We start from the raw sequence: 15,149 nt of genomic DNA on the forward strand, positions 1-15,149 counted from the left end.
AGCCATAGCACTTTTCGAGCGATGAACGCGGCCGCGGGCGGTAGGACGCTTGACACATCCGTGTTAGAGCGCAGTAAGTTATGGGCTATCTTGTGTTAGAAAAGGCCCCTATTTTTGTTGTACTTGCAAACTTGTGGCCGGATTGGAAGAGTTATTTCAATCTAAACATGAATCCGGACTAATGTTGTTTCACGTTGTTATGCTATACCCCTGAAATTTATTGCTCCATTGGTCGGAGAGGTGCTAGCTTCACCGCCCGTTCATGCCGAAAAAGGTTCTCAACTCGAACAGCTTCCTGCCTCTCGCGCTCTCTTTTCTGTGCGTGCAGGCGCTGGTGCTTTGGGTCGCCACCATGGCGGATGCGATGGACTCTGTTTTCGCCATGGGGGCCACGTACGCGCTCCAGCTGCTCGCTGGGCTGGCTGCGTACTCGGCATGCTGCTGGCGCGCCTGGACGTCGCCGCCGCGTCTCCGCATGAACTGGATCCTGATTTGCGGCAGCATGTTGTTGTGGATGACTGGCATGGCGTTGTCTGCCTGGGGCGATATGGTGGTGCACGCCCCGCGTTCGACCGCCTTTATCTCTGACTTTGCCTTTTTCATCTACGGCGTGCCCATGCTGCTGGCGATCTGCCTGCCCGATCACAGGCAACGCGTATGGTTGCTGGCAGGTATTGACGGCCTGCAGGCGCTCCTGGCCGGCTGCCTGGTTTATATCCGGCTGTTCTCGACGATCCCGTTTATAGGTGCTTTTGCACCGGCCTCGATTCATCTCCTGGTCCAGACCTACCTTGCGGAGAACATTCTGCTGGCGGTCGCGGTGACGGCACGCCTGCTCTCCTGCCCGCGTAATACCGAGGAGCGCTCTCTCTATCGCACCCTGTCCTTGTTTCTCTGGAGCTACGCGGGCTGCGCGGAGCTCTTCAACTTTTTCGATATCAGGTCAAAACATGCGGTGGGCTTTCGCAGCATACTCATGGAAGCGCCTTTCCTGCTGCTGGCTCTGGTGTTGCTCCTGTCCGATGTGCACATTCCAGAGAGCAAAACGGCATTCCGAAAGACCAAGCTTGCTCTCTTCATCGAGACGCTCAGCCCTATCTTTTTCACCCTTGCCCTCACTGCGCTGGGAGCGTCAATTGTGCGGCGGCATTTCCATTACGGGCTGGCCGCGATCCAGATCGCGCTCGTTCTGTATGCGGTGCGAGCCACGTTCCTGCAAAACCGCTACATGCAGTCGGAGAAGGAACTCGCCGAAGCGAAAGAGCGCCTGCAGAAGCTCTCCTTCCAGGATGCCCTGACGGGCGTGCCGAACCGTCGTCATTTCGACGAGATCTTTGAAATGGAATGGAGCCGGGCCGGGCGTGTGATGCAGCCGCTTTCGCTGCTCATGGTGGACGCGGATTACTTCAAGCGCCTCAACGATCACTATGGCCATCCGGCAGGCGACGAATGCCTGGTGCGGCTTGCCCAGGCTTTAAAGCATTGCCTGCCCCGCAGTGGCGACATGCTGGCTCGTTACGGTGGTGAGGAGTTTGCCGTTATTCTGCCCACGACCGACCGCCTGGGAGCGGAAAACGTCGCGGTCAGGATGCAGGAGGCGGTGCGGGCCCTTCACATCCAGAACGAATCGCCGGTTGGCGAGTTTGTGACGATCAGTGTCGGGATCTCGACCTATGCGGCGCCGGCGCTGGCGAGAATGCATGAATTGGTCGACGCGGCCGACCGCGCTTTGTACAAGGCAAAGCAGAATGGCCGGAACCGCATCGAGTTTTGCGAAATGCCAATTGAAACCGAGATCGTCCGCAGTCTTAACGAGCCGCAGCCACTTCCGGCTCTCGCAGCCAGGGATAAAGTGGGAACTGCTCAGCCAGCTCCTGCACCTGGCCACGAATTTTCCTGAGCGCATCGGGATTGCTGCGCTCGGTGAGGGCCTGCGCAATCCAGGTGGCGATGGTCTTCATCTCGCCTTCCTTCATGCCGCGTGTCGTCAGTGCCGGAGTTCCGATACGGATGCCGCTCGGCTTGAGCGGAGGGTTGGTGTCGTAAGGGATGGCATTCTTGTTGACCGTGATGCCCGCCTCACCCAACGCGTTTTCAGCCTCGCTGCCCAGAGTCCCCTTGGCGAAGACATCGACCAGCATCAGGTGGTTGTCCGTGCCTCCGGAGACGACGCGGAAGCCCTCGGCCTGCAATGCCTCGGCCAGTACCTTTGCATTGGCGACGATCTGGCTGGCGTAGGTCTTGAATTCGGGCTGCAGCGCTTCGCGGAAGGCTACGGCCTTGGCGGCGACGATGTGCACGAGCGGTCCGCCCTGCTGGCCGGGAAAGACGCTCTTGTCGATGGCAGCAGCGAACTCCTGTCCGCTGAGAATCAGGCCGGAGCGGGGACCGCGCAGCGTCTTGTGGGTCGTGGTTGTGGTGATGTGCGCATGCGGAACCGGTGAAGGATGCGCGCCGCCGGCTACGAGTCCGGCAAAGTGTGCCATATCTACAATCAGCAGGGCTCCGGCCTTATCGGCAATGGAGCGCATGCGGGGAAAGTCCCAGATGCGCGGATAGGCACTGCCGCCACCGATAATGGCTTTCGGCTTCTCGCGAAGAGCAATGGACTCGAGCTCGTCGTAGTCGATCTGCTCAGTGTCTTTGCGAACGGTGTAGGAAGCGACCCGGAAGAGCTTGCCGGAGAAATTCAGCTTGTGGCCGTGCGTCAAATGGCCACCGTGCGCAAGATCGAGCCCGAGAATGGTGTCGCCGGGCGTCAGAACAGCCATGTAGGCTCCGGCGTTTGCCTGCGAGCCGGAGTGCGGCTGCACGTTGGCGTGTTCGGCGCCGAAGAGCTGCTTGGCGCGATCGCGGGCGAGGTTTTCGACAACGTCGGCAAATTCGCAACCACCGTAGTAGCGGCGTCCGGGATAGCCCTCGGCATACTTGTTGGTGAAGACCGAACCGGCGGCCTCAAGCACGGCCTCGCTAACGAAGTTTTCTGAAGCGATCATCTCCAGCCCTTCATGCTGGCGGAGAACTTCGTGTTCGATGGCGGAGGCGATCTCAGGATCGGCCTGGGCAAGCGGCAGAGACATGCGGTCGGTCATGCTTCGATTGTATCGCCATGCCCGGAGGGCATCAGTCGGCTGCCGGAGCCAATTTCGTTCCGCCGGCCGGGCAGATTCTCCATAAGGCCAAAGCCAGCAACAGGATAGCGCCCCACAGGGCATGGTTTCCAAAACGCTGCACCAGCAGGGCTCCAGCCGCCGCGCCGAGGAAGAACAACAGGCAGATCACAGCGAAATCCACGATCTGCTGGCGATTCTGTTCGTTGTGATTGCCCACGAACCAGTCGAAGATGCTGGCGCTCAGGGTACGCAGATTGCCTGTCGTGAAAGTCGAATTGAAGGAAGCCTGATGGACCTTCCGAAAGGTCTCGACCTGCGCCGATGCGATGAAGGCGATGCTGATGGTGATCCAGAAGTCGGAAATATGCTGAGGCAGGAAGCTTAGCCCGGTGAAGGCTGCGATCTCGCAGATCAGCAGGACCCGGCGCGGCCAGCGCAGGATCTTCCATTGTGACCAGAGCAGCGCCTTCGCAGCGGAGACCCCGAGGAAAAAGGCGATGATGGGCAACAGATGCCGGAGGCTGTCGCGCCAATCCTTGCCGATAATGTCGATAGCCAGCAGCACAACGTTACCGGTCATGGCGTTGGCGAAGACGTGGCCATGGCCGACGTAGGTAAAGCCGTCGAGATAGCCGCCTGCAGTCGCCAGCAGCGCGGCGGTGTCGAGCTGCGAGGCGGAGTGTTCTTCTGAAGCAGGCTCCCCGAAGGGTGTCATGTCGGTTATCTCGCGATCAGCTCTGATTTGTGCCGGAGCGCCGATGCGGCGCCATTTTCAGCCCAGAACTTGAAGGCATTGTAGACAAAAGAGCCGAGGTACCAGCCGTCGATGTACTTGTATGGCGTCTCGCCGGTGGTGTAGTGGCCGCAGGGCAGTATCTTCGAGACGAAGTCGATGCCAAGCTTCGAAAACGCCTGCAGCACCTCCAGCGAATACTGCTCGAGGAAGGTGAGATCGTACTTTGCGTGCACGACAAGAACCTTTTTATGAGTAGCCGCGAAACGCTCCATGAAGTTCACCGGGCTGGTCGCGCCGAAGAGGCGGCGCAGGCGTTCCTGTGTGAGGCCGGCGTCTTCAAAGGCCTTGCGGATATGCCGTGTGCTCTGGCCGGTCCAGACCACGTCGCCGAAGGAAGTCGATGCGTGGTTGAAGGCGTTCACCTTCAGCCGCTCGTCGTGCGCTGAGGCGATGAAGGCGTAGCAGGAGCCGAGGCTGGTGCCGAGCACGCCGAACTGCTCATAGCCCTGGTCTTCGAGCCAGTCGATGCAGCAGCGGATGTCGACGACAGCCTGCCGGCATGCGGCGATGTTGCGGCCGATGTTCGAGCTGACGGCATAGTCCGAGCGCTCCAGCTCAGCCGGGCGGCGGATGTCGTGATAGGGCTTGCTGAGGCGCAGCGCCGAGATACCGAAGCGGTTGAAGAGCGAGCAGAGCGCGTTGTGGCTGAAGGCATCGGCATTCCACTGCGGCATGACGATGATGGCCTGCTTCGGCTTGCCCTGCTGTTTTTCGGCAGGCGCCGGGTACCAGCGCGCATTCACGAGATCGTTTTCCGGATACGGCGTGCGAATGGGCGAAGTGAAGCGGAGGAAGTCGGCCTTTTCAAGCTTTCCGTCGATGGCCTGTTGTTTCAGGTCCGCGTCCTGCTTGAGCGTCTCGGGCCGCACGTTCGTCGGATAGAGCTCGGGGAAGCGCGTTTCGAGAACGAAATCCGTGGGCTTCGTGTAGCTGTAGAAATCGGTGCTGCGTACGACGATGGCGTCATTCAGTGCAGCGAGGGCGTCTTCGGCTTCATGCCCCTGCAGCCGGGAAGGGTCGGCGTTGCCGAAGATCTGCTGACGCAGGCCGGCCGACTCCACAAAGTCGTCGAGCCAGTCGAAGCCCCACTCCACCGGACGCACGATGCGATTTTCGTCGCGCGTGGTCAGCACGGTTTCCCAGTGGTACATCCAGCGTGCGTAGAGTTTGTTGAGCATGCTTAATCTATCCTCACACGCGGAACCCGTGCGGCGATGCCGCACAGAATTTCATACGGAATAGTTTTGGCCAGCCGCGCGTGGCCGGCTGCGGTAATGGCCTCTTCGCCCTGGCGGCCGATCAGCACGACCTCGTCACCGGCCTTGGCATCGGGGATCGTCGTGACATCGATGGAGGACAGGTCCATGGAGATGCGCCCCGCGAAGGGCGCGCGCTGGCCGCGCACCAGGACTTCTCCGCCCGGCGAAAGACTTCGACGCAAGCCGTCGGCGTAGCCGGCCGGCAGAAGAGCGATGCGCGAGTGCCTTGCGGCGCGGAAGCCTTCGCAGTAGCCGACTGTCTCTCCGGCCTCGATCTCGCGCAGGGAGATGATCCGTGTCTTCCACGAGAGCACCGGCTGGAGCGGATGCGCCGCCGCCGCGACGTTTCCGGATCTGTCGCCGGGGCCTTCGAAGTCGGGCGAGTAGCCGTAGAGCGAGAGGCCGGGACGGATCATTGCCTTTGCGCCGTGCTGTGTGGCCAGCTCTTCGAGTTCGGGCATGCCGATGGAGTCGATCACCGATGCGGAATTGCCAGCGTGCAGCCATTCCGGCCGGTGGCCCGCTTCGCAGACCTGCTCGACGCACTGTGCAAAGACTCTCATTTGCGCAGAGGTCGCCTCGCCGTTCAGGTATTCGGGCGAGTGGAAGTGCGTCATGATGCCGCTGATGTGGATGACCGGCGCATTCTGGAGTGCCGCCAGTAATGCAGGAAGTCTTTCCGGCTGCACGCCCTGGCGCGACATGCCGCTGTCGATCTCGAGATGCACCTCGACGGATCCACGGTTAAGCTGCCGTGCTGCATTGTTCAACCAGTCGAAGTGAAAGGGTTCCCACACCACGGGCGTCAGGCGATGTTCGAGCGCGAGTACCGCACCCTCTTCCCAGATTCCGCCCATGATCAGGATCGGCGTCTTCGGTGCAACGGCGCGCACGGCGATGCCTTCTTCGACGCTGGTTACGCCGAGCCACGCTGCGTTTGCATGCGACAGCACTTCGGCGCAGAGCGTAGTGCCGTGTCCGTAGCCGTTGGCTTTCACAATTGCCAGCAACTCAGCCCGGCCCGCGAGGGAGCGCAGGTGCTGAAAGTTGTGACGAAGCCTGGTGGTGGAGATTTCAGCCCAGAGGGGACGTGTTGTCATCATGGCCGCTACGACGGGGGCTGGTTGGAGCCCGGCGGCGGAGGAGGCTGAGACGAATCATCACCCTTGTGGAAGAACGGAACGTGGAAGGGCAGCTCGGCGCTGCTCTTCTTTTGCGTCTTCGGCTTCTGGTCAGGGCCGCCCTGCTCCACAACCGGAGTGCGCTGCGAGTGGATGCACACCCAGCTGGAGCGCGTGCGCTGATAGGTATGCGTGAAGATGCCGCGTTCTTCGCGCACCACACCGCTGATCTTGTGCTTCACGATGTAAGTGCCGTCGATGATGGCCACGTCCTCGACAATGCGCACGTTCACGACACGCTGCTCGATGCTCACGAGATCGGGCTGGCCCTTCGCGAACATGTTGGCCACGAACTGGTTGCGGGTGGAGATGTCGCCGTCGGCAGCGATGTCGAGGAACGAGGGGGACAGCAGGTTCTCGAGGGCGTACTGGTCCTTGTTCGCAACGGCTGTGCTCCAACCGTCTTCCAGCTTCTGAAACTGGTCAACTTCGGGCGACTGGCTAGACGACTGTGGAGTCGCCGTCACCTGCGCGGAGGCGTGGTTTGTAAGGGCAAGCATGGCGGCCAAAATGGGCGCGGCAGAAAGGGCAAAGGATTTCTTGTTCATACGCAGAACGAATCGCTCACTTCCATGATAAAGGTTCGGGATTTTTTGTGGTTCGAAGCCGGAGCGCTTTCATGGTTTTAGCCCATTTTTCATCAACTTCCACAGGGTTCCACAGCTTCCACAGGAAGATGTGGAGGACGCTGCGTCCCCCATTGGGTCCTAAACTGAGAACATGGCCACTCCGGCAGATATTTCGTTTGAGCGCGGCCTGCCCGCTTCTATAGACGCCGAGCGTTCCATTCTCGGTGCAATTCTCCTTGAAAATCAGGCGTATAACGAGGCAGCGGAAAAGCTGCGCGCCGAGGATTTTGCCCTCGATTCGCACCAGCGCATCTTTGCGCGTATGGCCGAGCTGATCGACGCCGGCCGCGCCGTCGACATCGTTACGCTGGCCGAAGAACTGGCCCGCCGCAAGGAAGTCGAGGCCATCGGAGGCGTCGCCTACCTGGCGTCGCTGACCGAGGGGCTGCCGCGCCGCCTGTCCATCGATGAGTATGTCCGCATCGTTAAGGACAAGTCGCTGCTGCGCCAGCTGATCAACATCTGCTCGACCTCGATCACGCGCGCAGCCGACCAGGGCGAAGAAGCGCTGGAAATTCTGAATGCAGCGGAAAGCTCGCTGCTCGAAGTCACGGAAAAAGGCATCACCCGCGGCTTCGCCGGTATTCCGGAGATCGTGCGCGACTCCTTCGGCACGATCGACAACCTCTATAAGGAGGGCCGCGAAGTCACCGGCCTGGCCACGCACTTTACCGAGTTCGACCGCATGACCAGCGGCCTGCAGAACTCGGAACTGACGATCATCGCCGCCCGTCCTTCGATGGGTAAGACGGCGTGGGCCATCAACATCGCGCAGAACGCGGCGGTGCGAGGCGGCAACGTGGTCGCCGTCTTCTCGCTCGAAATGAGCAAGGAGTCGCTGCTGCGACGCATGCTGGCTTCGGAAGCGTTGGTCGACTCGCAGAAGATTCAGAAGGGATTTCTCGGCCGCGACGACCACGAGAAGCTCTCCGCTGCGCTCGAACGGCTGGTCGAGTGCCAGCTCTTTATCGATGACACACCGGGTATCTCGCTGACCGAGATGCGCGCCAAGGCACGCCGCCTCAAACAGTCCACCGGCAGCCTCGACCTGATCGTGATCGACTACCTGCAGCTGATGACCGCGAGCAGCGGCGCGGGCAAGAAAGGCCCCGAGAACCGCACGCAGGAAGTCTCTGCCATCTCGCGCGGACTGAAGGCGCTGGCCAAGGAAATGAACATCCCGGTTATCGCGCTCTCGCAGCTCTCGCGTTCGTCGGAGCAGCGCGGCGGCGACAAGAAGCCGATGCTCTCCGATCTACGCGAATCTGGCTCGATCGAGCAGGACGCCGACGTAGTCGCGTTCATCCACCGCGAGGCGTACTACAACCGCGACGAGAATGGCGAACCCGATCCAGAGACGGCCAACAAGGCCGAGATCATCATCGCCAAGCAGCGTAACGGTCCGACGGGTTCGGTGCAGCTTGCGTACCTCTCGAAGTGCACGCGCTTTGAGAATCTTGACTACGGTGGTGGCGATTACTGAGTAATGGCCGTCGAGCCGCGACGGGCTGTCTTTGCTATCGCTTCGATGACTCTCTCGTAAAGCGCAACCGGCAGGTCATGCCCCATGCCTTCAATCAGCATCAACTCCGCGCCAGGGATCGATGCTGCAGTGTCCACTCCGCATGCGGGAAGAACCAGCGGATCGTCTGCGCCATGAATCACCAGCGTTGGCGCAGTGATCTTTGCCAGCTGTGGACGCAGATCGCCAGTGAACGCCAGTGCTGCGATCTGCCGCGCGAAGCCCTGGGGGTCGTAGCGGCGTCTCACCTCTTCGAGCAGCAGGGACCGATAGGCGGTTTCATCGAATTCATAAGCCGGACTGGAGATTCGCCGGGCGAAGGCGAGGCCGTGGGCTAGATATCCAGCCTCATCTTCATAGGGAGAAGGTGCTTGCCTCATCATCAGCTCCATTACATCGGGCGCGGCGGAAGGAAGCGACGGATTCCCTGTGCTCGACATGATCGAGGTCAGCGAGAGAGTTCGCTGCGGGAATTCGCTGGCGACGATCTGCGCAATCATTCCGCCCATCGAGCGCCCTGCTACGTGGACGCGATCGAGGTGCAGTGCATCGAGCAGAGCAATGGCATCCGCCGCCATTTCACGCAGCGTATAGGGGACCTTGACGGGTATTCCGCTGCGCGCCTGCGTGATGAATGCCTGCAGGTTCGGCGCGGGCAGTTCAGCCAGATGCGTAGACTCACCACTGTCGCGATTGTCGAAGCGAATGACCTGGAAGCCTCGCGATACCAGGCCGTGACAGAAAGCATCCGTCCATCGAATCCTCTGCGTTCCCAATCCCGGAATCAGCAGAATTGCTTCATCGTCATTTGAGCCAAAGCGATCGTAAGCCAGCGGAACAACGTTCATGCAGATAGGATAATGTCCCGAATAAAGAAGCGCCTCACCGATTGCGGCATGAGTGAGGCGCTTCTGCTTATGCTTCCGCGATGGATTTCATCTCCGCAGCGTCGGGGTTCATCGCCATCTCGCAATCATTGTCGAAGATCATGGTCGGTACGGTCTCCGCGGTGAATGGCTTCCACTCCGGCAGTCCCGGATGGTTGGGGTTGCCGGTGCGGGCGAAGCGCGTCCACGCGTCACTGACTTTTTCCGCCAGCGCCATGGCATCAGGTCCGCCGCCTGTCATTGTGTCGCAGCGTTCGGTGTTGAAGAAGACGAATGGAATCTCCGCGCAGTGAAAGGCGCGCGGACGGCCATTGAGAATCGGTGTCTTCCATTTGAACCAGTAGAGATAGGCGGGAGCCTTGCCGAGCGCGGCCTTTGCCGTCGCCTGTTTGATGGCGTTGCGGCGCATGCGCCCTGCGGCAGCAGCCTGGGAGTAGATGTCGAAGGGCTTGTTTTTTGCGCCGGCGCGGAAGGCCTCGTAAATCTGCGGTGCGTGATCGCCGTACATCTCGCGCAGCTTGGCCTGGGCTTCGGCCTCGGTCATGTCTTCATACTCGGGATGATTCATGCCGTTGTTGAATTCGTTGAGCACCGTGCCGATGATCATGGGTACATCGGCGGAGAACTCCGAAGCCTTCGGGTCGAAGGGATGCGCGGGAATCAGCTCGCCATCGACGACCGGAGACAGGCCGCCGAACTCGGCCAGCCGCGAGGACGGAGTAGCATGCTGTGGCGGCTGCGGTTCGTGTTGCAGCACGGACTGTGAAGCCTCCAGCAGTTTCTCGAAAGGCACGCTGTGGATGTCGCCAATGTTGGCCTTCGTCAGCTTGAGCTCTGCGAGAACCTTTTCTGTAAAGGCCTTCGCATTTTCGGGCGAACGGCCACGAAGCGTGGAGCCGCTCTCCACCACGGCGCGATGAAAGAGCCCCTTCGCCGAAGGCATGCTCATCAGGAAGCTGACCTTGCCGCCTCCGCCTGACTGTCCGAAGATCGTGACCGATCCAGGATCGCCGCCGAAGTTTGCGATGTTATCCCGCACCCATTCGAGCGATGCGACGATATCCATCATGCCTACGTTGGCCGAATGCTTGTACTCATCTCCGTATGCGGAGAGATCGAGATAGCCAAGCACGTTGAGGCGATGATTGATCGAGACCAGCACCACGTCTCCGCGGCGTGCGATGCTTTCGCCATCGTAGGCGAGTTGTTCGTTGCCCGACCCGTTCGCGTAGCCGCCGCCATGCAGCCAGACCATCACCGGGCGCTTTTTATTGTCATTGATCCCCTGCGTCCAGATATTCAAACGCAGGCAGTCTTCATTGGAGCCAGCCTGGTACTCGCGAGTGATGGCATCGTCCCAGGCGAACATGAAGGCCTCTTCGTCGTTCTTGCCGGAGAGGTTTCGCTGCAACTGCGGAGCGATCGGGCCGTACTGACGCGAGCTGCGCACGCTTGTCCATGGCCTGGCCGGCTTCGGAGGCATGAAGCGGTTTGCGCCCTCGGTGGTATCGGCATAAGGAATGCCCTTGAAAGTGAAGATGCCCTTACGAATGTAGCCCGCAACCTTTCCGGATTTGGTTTCGACGACGGCATCGGTGGCAGAGGCAACGACCATCTGTCCGGGTTCCGGTGCAGGCGGCGCTTCGGCCTGTGCCTTTGCGGGCAGCACGGTATTTACAGCGCCTCCCACAGCCAGTGCTGCGGCGCTCTTCAACAATGTACGGCGTTCCATAAGGGAATTCATCGAGTCAGCCATTTTCTCCTCGGAGTAACTTCCGCTCTGCAAAGTTCTTCAGTGCTTGGCGGAGTATTTCGCCAGTTCGTCAGCGATTGAAAGTAGAAGGTCATTGAATGCGAGTTCGGCGCCATCGTTTTGGCAGCCGACCAGCCACTTTATTTCGCGGCTTGCACGGCTGGCAACGGGAAAACAAGATCCTGCTTTAGAACCCCGAGGAAAAACTGCATAAACCTGCAGCTGGTGAGCATTCCTCAACGAAAAACTTTCAGACGAATTCGCGTTACACCTATGCGATTATGCGTGCGAACTGCATTCGCAATATATCTCCGTCCAGTTCCGAGCGAGGTAGACGCATGGCGGTCGGCTTGATCGCGTGGGGCAGGTTTTTCGATGCAGACGGGAACAAGGTGACGGTGCCTGCACCTTCGACCGATCCAGGCAAGCCATGGCTCTGGGACATGCTGCGCTCCCAGGCGGCTGAGATCGGTGCGACCTTTGACCTTGTTCAGCTGCCTCCGTGGTCGCTCGCGCAGGGTGGCGCAGGCGCGGGATGCGATGGCTATGGAATCTATCAGCGCCGCAATCTCAACGGTACCCGCTACGGTTCGCTCGAAAGCCTGATGGCCGCTATTGCCGCGCTCAACGCACACGGCTGCGAGAGTTGGGGAGACATGGTGATGCACCAGTTGATTGGCGAGAACGGCGGTCCTGGCGTCTTTCGTTATGCCGGAGCCGATGGCAGCACCATGAACGGGCGCGGCCAGACGACGCCCGGATGGTTTCGTGGCGGGCTGAATCAGAATGACCCGATTCCGCCATTTTGCCGCGAAGACGACGTACCGGTGCGATCTGACGATATCCCCTTCGGCCGCGAGATCAGCTACCAGCACTGCAATCCGCCGGGTGTGACCGAGAACGACGCGAAGGATTACCTTGCCTGGTCGAAGGCGCGCACCGGAGCCAGCGGCTTCCGCTTCGATGACGTGAAGGGAACGCATGTGCAGTCGGTGCGGCGCATCATGGATGCGGTGCCCGATGCTCCGTTCTACAGCGAGTACTTCGACGGCAACCCTGCAAATCTGAACTGGTGGGCAACATCCGAGCCGATGAACAGCCGGTCTGCCGTGGCCGACTTCACATTGCACTTCCGCATCCAGGCGGCCTGCAATGGCTTCGACGCAACGCTCTTCGATGCCGGTGGCGCGGGATATTGGCAGTGGAATCCAGGCCTGGCGGTTGGCTTCGTCGATAACCCTGACACGGATACCAGCCTTGGCGAACAGGTCATTACCAACAAGGGCATCGCCTACGCCTATCTGCTTACATTGCCACTGCGCGTGGCGATGGTCTACGGCAAGGATTACTATTCCGGATCGGTGTGGCCAGAAGCCTATGGACTCAAACCGCTTATCGACAATCTCTGCTGGATCAATCGTACTTTCGCCTTCGGCAACTACGAAGTACGTTGGGTCGATCGCGATGTACATGTGGCCTCACGTGACGGCAATGGCGGAGCGGTAGGCTGGAGCGGCGGCCTGCTGACCGCGATCAACTTCAACGTGCTCTCGCCCCGCACCATCACCTGTGGAACGCCCTTCGGGCCGAATCGCTGGCTGCATGACTATACGGGGCATCATGGAGATATCTGGACCGACGGGAACGGCAATGCGACCTTTACCATTCCGTCGAATGCATTCTCTGGCGGACAATCGTATCTCTGCTTCGCACCTGGAGGCGTTGACCAGGCTGTCCCTGAGAAGAGTCGCACGACCACGCAGACGTATTTTGCTGCGATGGATCTCGATGTGATGCCCGCAACGAACACGGAGCGGAATTTGCCGCAGCGCATTTGCTGTGCCAAGAACACGAAAGTCTCGCCCAGGCTTGCCGCAAAATTGCCTGAAGGTGCATCGGTGACTGTAACGGTTACAAATTCCGATGATGAAGCCGTCGCTACGGCGCGCATAGGCTCCGGCGCGGAAGTGCGAGCAGGCGAGACAACATCTTCCGGTTGGCATACCGTCGCCGTAACTGGCGAAGGTCTACCTGCAACCGGCACCGATTTCGAACTCTCCATTACCTACACAGGAGTTGCAGGATGAAACGCGCTCTAGCATTTTTTGCACTCACCGTTCTGTTCGCAGTGGCCGGTCTCTCAGCGCAGACTATGGTTCCCTGGCTGACGCGCAGTGCCGATAATGCCCGCAGCGGATGGAATTCACATGAGACGATGCTGACCCAGGCATCAGTAAGCCAGAAGGGAATCAAGCGGACGACGATCATCCCGGTGATCGGTGACGCGCGTGGCATGGAAGCGCAACCGTTGATCCTGCCGGACGTCATGACTGCGCAGGGAAAGCGCGACGTGATGGTTCTGCCTTCCATGGCCGATGTTGTACGCGGAGTCGATGCGCACGATGGCACGGCTATCTGGCAGGTGACTCTTGGAATGCCAATTAACGGATCGGCAAACATAGACGCCCACGTTATCAACGATCATTGGGGATGCCTTTCAACCGGCGTAATCGATGCGGAGCTGCAGAGGCTTTACCAGATCTGCTGGGTTTCTCCCGATAACTCCGGTACTCCGAAGACTGCGCGCTATTACATGTTTGTCCGCAAGGTCTCGGACGGAAGTGAAGTTGTGCCACCAGTGCTGATTGAAGGCACGAGCAACGGGCAGGATTTCAATAAATCGATGCGTAAGCAGCGCTCTTCGCTTGTCGAGACAAATGTGAACGGAGTGAAGACGGTCTTCGCGTGCTCCGGAACGGTCTACGAAACTGCGGGCGGAGCCTCGGGTTACTGCTTCGCTTTCGATACCTTCACCAACAAGGTGACGGCGATGCTGGCACTTACCGCCGGTGAAGGCGCTGGTGTATGGATGGCAGGCCAGGGCGCGGCCGCCGACGCCGGCGGCAATCTTTATCTCATCACAGGCAATGGAGACTTCGATGGAGCGTCGCAGTGGGGTGAATCATTTCTGAAGCTCAAATACACACCGCCGTCGGGCGCAACCGCTGCCACCTTTAAAGTAGTGGACCACTGGACGCCTTACACCGATCTCCAGCGCACGGGGCAGGCTCAGGCCGCCGCAAATGCCGCCGAGAAGTTGGCGGGCATGAATGCGCCCTCCGAGGCGATCAAGCCGGTAGGCAGTGGCATGAGCATGCCGCTCGATAAAGCGAAACTTGTACCGACGCTAAACGAGCGTGGAAAGCCGATGCTGCTTGTCTATCCGCAAATGGCCGCTGGGGCGTGGTCCGATGAGGATTGGGGATCGGCGGGTCCGGCCTGCATCTTCGCCATAGGTGTGTGCGTGGCAAGCGGCAAGGACGGAATAGGCTACCCGATTAAGACTGCGAAGATGGGCGGAACGACTCTGGCCGATCTCAACAATCCAAAAAGCAACTGCGCCAAGCTGGCATCGCCGCCTGTGTGGCTCACGATGAGCCCGGGAAATGTCGACGCCTGCCCTGCCGATCCGCGTACGCTGAACTTTTTTCCAGGTGGCGACACAGCACATCTGCATATGACACCGGTGCAGTATTACGATCCTCTATTGAAGTCGTGGACGATCTTTGCATGGGGCGAGAACGCTCAGCTTCATAAATGGAAGATCAGCGAGTCGGGCAGGCTTGCCTACGTCGCCGAAAGCAACGAGTATGCCAGCGCCGATGTACGCGGCAACTCGCCGGGCGGCATGCCAGGTGGTTTCTGCTCCGGTGCAAGCAACGGAGCAGATCCTGACTCGGCTATCCTCGTCTGTACGATTCCGTACGGCGACGCCAATGCACACGTCGTCGATGGACGCCTGCTTGTTTACGATCCCGTGCATCCCGCTGCAGATGGATCGCTCAACATCCTGTGGGATTCCCAGCGCTGGGGAGTACAGTTCCTCTTCAACAAGTTCGATCCGCCGGTGATCGATGGCGGCCAGATCTATGTGCCGAACTACAACGGCGGCGTGGATGTTTACACGCTTGCGCAATGAGCATCACCCACGACGGTTTTCCTGCAGACT

Annotated in this window: 11 protein-coding genes; 4 read left to right on the top strand and 7 right to left on the bottom strand. The window is 59.8% G+C overall.

Annotation, left to right across the window (positions count from 1 at the left end; genetic code table 11):
- Window positions 1–262: 262 nt before the first annotated feature.
- Window positions 263–1,900, top strand: a complete 1,638-nt coding sequence (locus LJD29_RS08770) for a GGDEF domain-containing protein (protein WP_446745382.1) — start codon at window positions 263–265, stop codon at window positions 1,898–1,900.
- Here the strand turns inward: LJD29_RS08770 and glyA are convergent.
- From glyA to LJD29_RS08795, 5 genes are read right to left on the bottom strand one after another with little or no spacing between them, the layout of a single operon-like run.
- Window positions 1,809–3,092: a serine hydroxymethyltransferase gene (glyA, locus tag LJD29_RS08775; protein WP_446745383.1), complete on the bottom strand. Its 1,284-nt coding sequence runs from the start codon at window positions 3,090–3,092 to the stop codon at window positions 1,809–1,811. The genes LJD29_RS08770 and glyA overlap by 92 nt on opposite strands.
- Before the next feature lie 31 nt (window positions 3,093–3,123).
- Window positions 3,124–3,828, bottom strand: a complete 705-nt coding sequence (locus LJD29_RS08780) for a YoaK family protein (protein WP_446745384.1) — start codon at window positions 3,826–3,828, stop codon at window positions 3,124–3,126.
- 5 nt (window positions 3,829–3,833) lie between these two features.
- On the bottom strand, window positions 3,834–5,087 hold the full coding sequence (locus LJD29_RS08785) for an alpha/beta fold hydrolase (RefSeq protein ID WP_446745385.1): 1,254 nt from the start codon (window positions 5,085–5,087) through the stop codon (window positions 3,834–3,836).
- Window positions 5,088–5,089: 2 nt separating this feature from the next.
- A complete protein-coding gene (gene alr, locus LJD29_RS08790; RefSeq protein WP_446745386.1) occupies window positions 5,090–6,271 on the bottom strand; it encodes an alanine racemase in 1,182 nt (393 codons plus the stop codon).
- Between the two features lie 5 nt (window positions 6,272–6,276).
- Window positions 6,277–6,897: a nuclear transport factor 2 family protein gene (locus tag LJD29_RS08795; protein ID WP_446745387.1), complete on the bottom strand. Its 621-nt coding sequence runs from the start codon at window positions 6,895–6,897 to the stop codon at window positions 6,277–6,279.
- A 172-nt stretch (window positions 6,898–7,069) separates the two neighbouring features.
- Here LJD29_RS08795 and dnaB point away from each other — a divergent pair, with 172 nt between their 5' ends.
- Window positions 7,070–8,461 (top strand): replicative DNA helicase, encoded by a 1,392-nt coding sequence (gene dnaB / locus LJD29_RS08800; protein ID WP_446745388.1) that lies wholly within the window; start codon window positions 7,070–7,072, stop codon window positions 8,459–8,461.
- On the opposite strand, the gene LJD29_RS08805 is transcribed toward dnaB, so the two are convergent.
- Both LJD29_RS08805 and LJD29_RS08810 read right to left on the bottom strand, forming a co-directional pair.
- On the bottom strand, window positions 8,455–9,348 hold the full coding sequence (locus LJD29_RS08805) for an alpha/beta fold hydrolase (protein ID WP_446745389.1): 894 nt from the start codon (window positions 9,346–9,348) through the stop codon (window positions 8,455–8,457). The two genes, dnaB and LJD29_RS08805, sit on opposite strands and share 7 nt — an antisense overlap.
- A gap of 67 nt (window positions 9,349–9,415) precedes the next feature.
- On the bottom strand, window positions 9,416–11,131 hold the full coding sequence (locus LJD29_RS08810; RefSeq protein WP_446745390.1) for a carboxylesterase/lipase family protein: 1,716 nt from the start codon (window positions 11,129–11,131) through the stop codon (window positions 9,416–9,418).
- 347 nt (window positions 11,132–11,478) lie between these two features.
- Between LJD29_RS08810 and LJD29_RS08815 the strand changes: the two genes are divergently transcribed.
- The gene (locus LJD29_RS08815; RefSeq protein WP_446745391.1) at window positions 11,479–13,227 is read left to right on the top strand and encodes an alpha-amylase family protein; all 1,749 of its coding nucleotides are present in this window, start codon (window positions 11,479–11,481) and stop codon (window positions 13,225–13,227) included.
- Complete coding sequence (locus tag LJD29_RS08820) at window positions 13,224–15,119, top strand: hypothetical protein (protein ID WP_446745392.1); 1,896 nt, start codon at window positions 13,224–13,226, stop codon at window positions 15,117–15,119. Before LJD29_RS08815 ends, LJD29_RS08820 begins: the two co-directional genes overlap by 4 nt.
- Window positions 15,120–15,149: the final 30 nt, after the last annotated feature.

Source organism: Silvibacterium acidisoli (assembly GCA_022870745.1).
Taxonomy (GTDB): Bacteria; Acidobacteriota; Terriglobia; order Terriglobales; family Acidobacteriaceae; genus Silvibacterium.

Excerpts from the sequence above, each read along its gene's own strand:
- LJD29_RS08780 (WP_446745384.1), bottom strand. The coding sequence starts at position 3,828 with ATGACACCCTTCGGGGAGCCTGCTTCAGAAGAACACTCCGCCTCGCAG.
- LJD29_RS08805 (WP_446745389.1), bottom strand. The coding sequence starts at position 9,348 with ATGAACGTTGTTCCGCTGGCTTACGATCGCTTTGGCTCAAATGACGAT.
- dnaB (WP_446745388.1), top strand. The coding sequence starts at position 7,070 with ATGGCCACTCCGGCAGATATTTCGTTTGAGCGCGGCCTGCCCGCTTCT.
- glyA (WP_446745383.1), bottom strand. The coding sequence starts at position 3,092 with ATGACCGACCGCATGTCTCTGCCGCTTGCCCAGGCCGATCCTGAGATC.
- LJD29_RS08770 (WP_446745382.1), top strand. The coding sequence starts at position 263 with ATGCCGAAAAAGGTTCTCAACTCGAACAGCTTCCTGCCTCTCGCGCTC.
- LJD29_RS08820 (WP_446745392.1), top strand. The coding sequence starts at position 13,224 with ATGAAACGCGCTCTAGCATTTTTTGCACTCACCGTTCTGTTCGCAGTG.
- LJD29_RS08785 (WP_446745385.1), bottom strand. The coding sequence starts at position 5,087 with ATGCTCAACAAACTCTACGCACGCTGGATGTACCACTGGGAAACCGTG.
- LJD29_RS08810 (WP_446745390.1), bottom strand. The coding sequence starts at position 11,131 with ATGAATTCCCTTATGGAACGCCGTACATTGTTGAAGAGCGCCGCAGCA.
- LJD29_RS08815 (WP_446745391.1), top strand. The coding sequence starts at position 11,479 with ATGGCGGTCGGCTTGATCGCGTGGGGCAGGTTTTTCGATGCAGACGGG.
- alr (WP_446745386.1), bottom strand. The coding sequence starts at position 6,271 with ATGATGACAACACGTCCCCTCTGGGCTGAAATCTCCACCACCAGGCTT.
- LJD29_RS08795 (WP_446745387.1), bottom strand. The coding sequence starts at position 6,897 with ATGAACAAGAAATCCTTTGCCCTTTCTGCCGCGCCCATTTTGGCCGCC.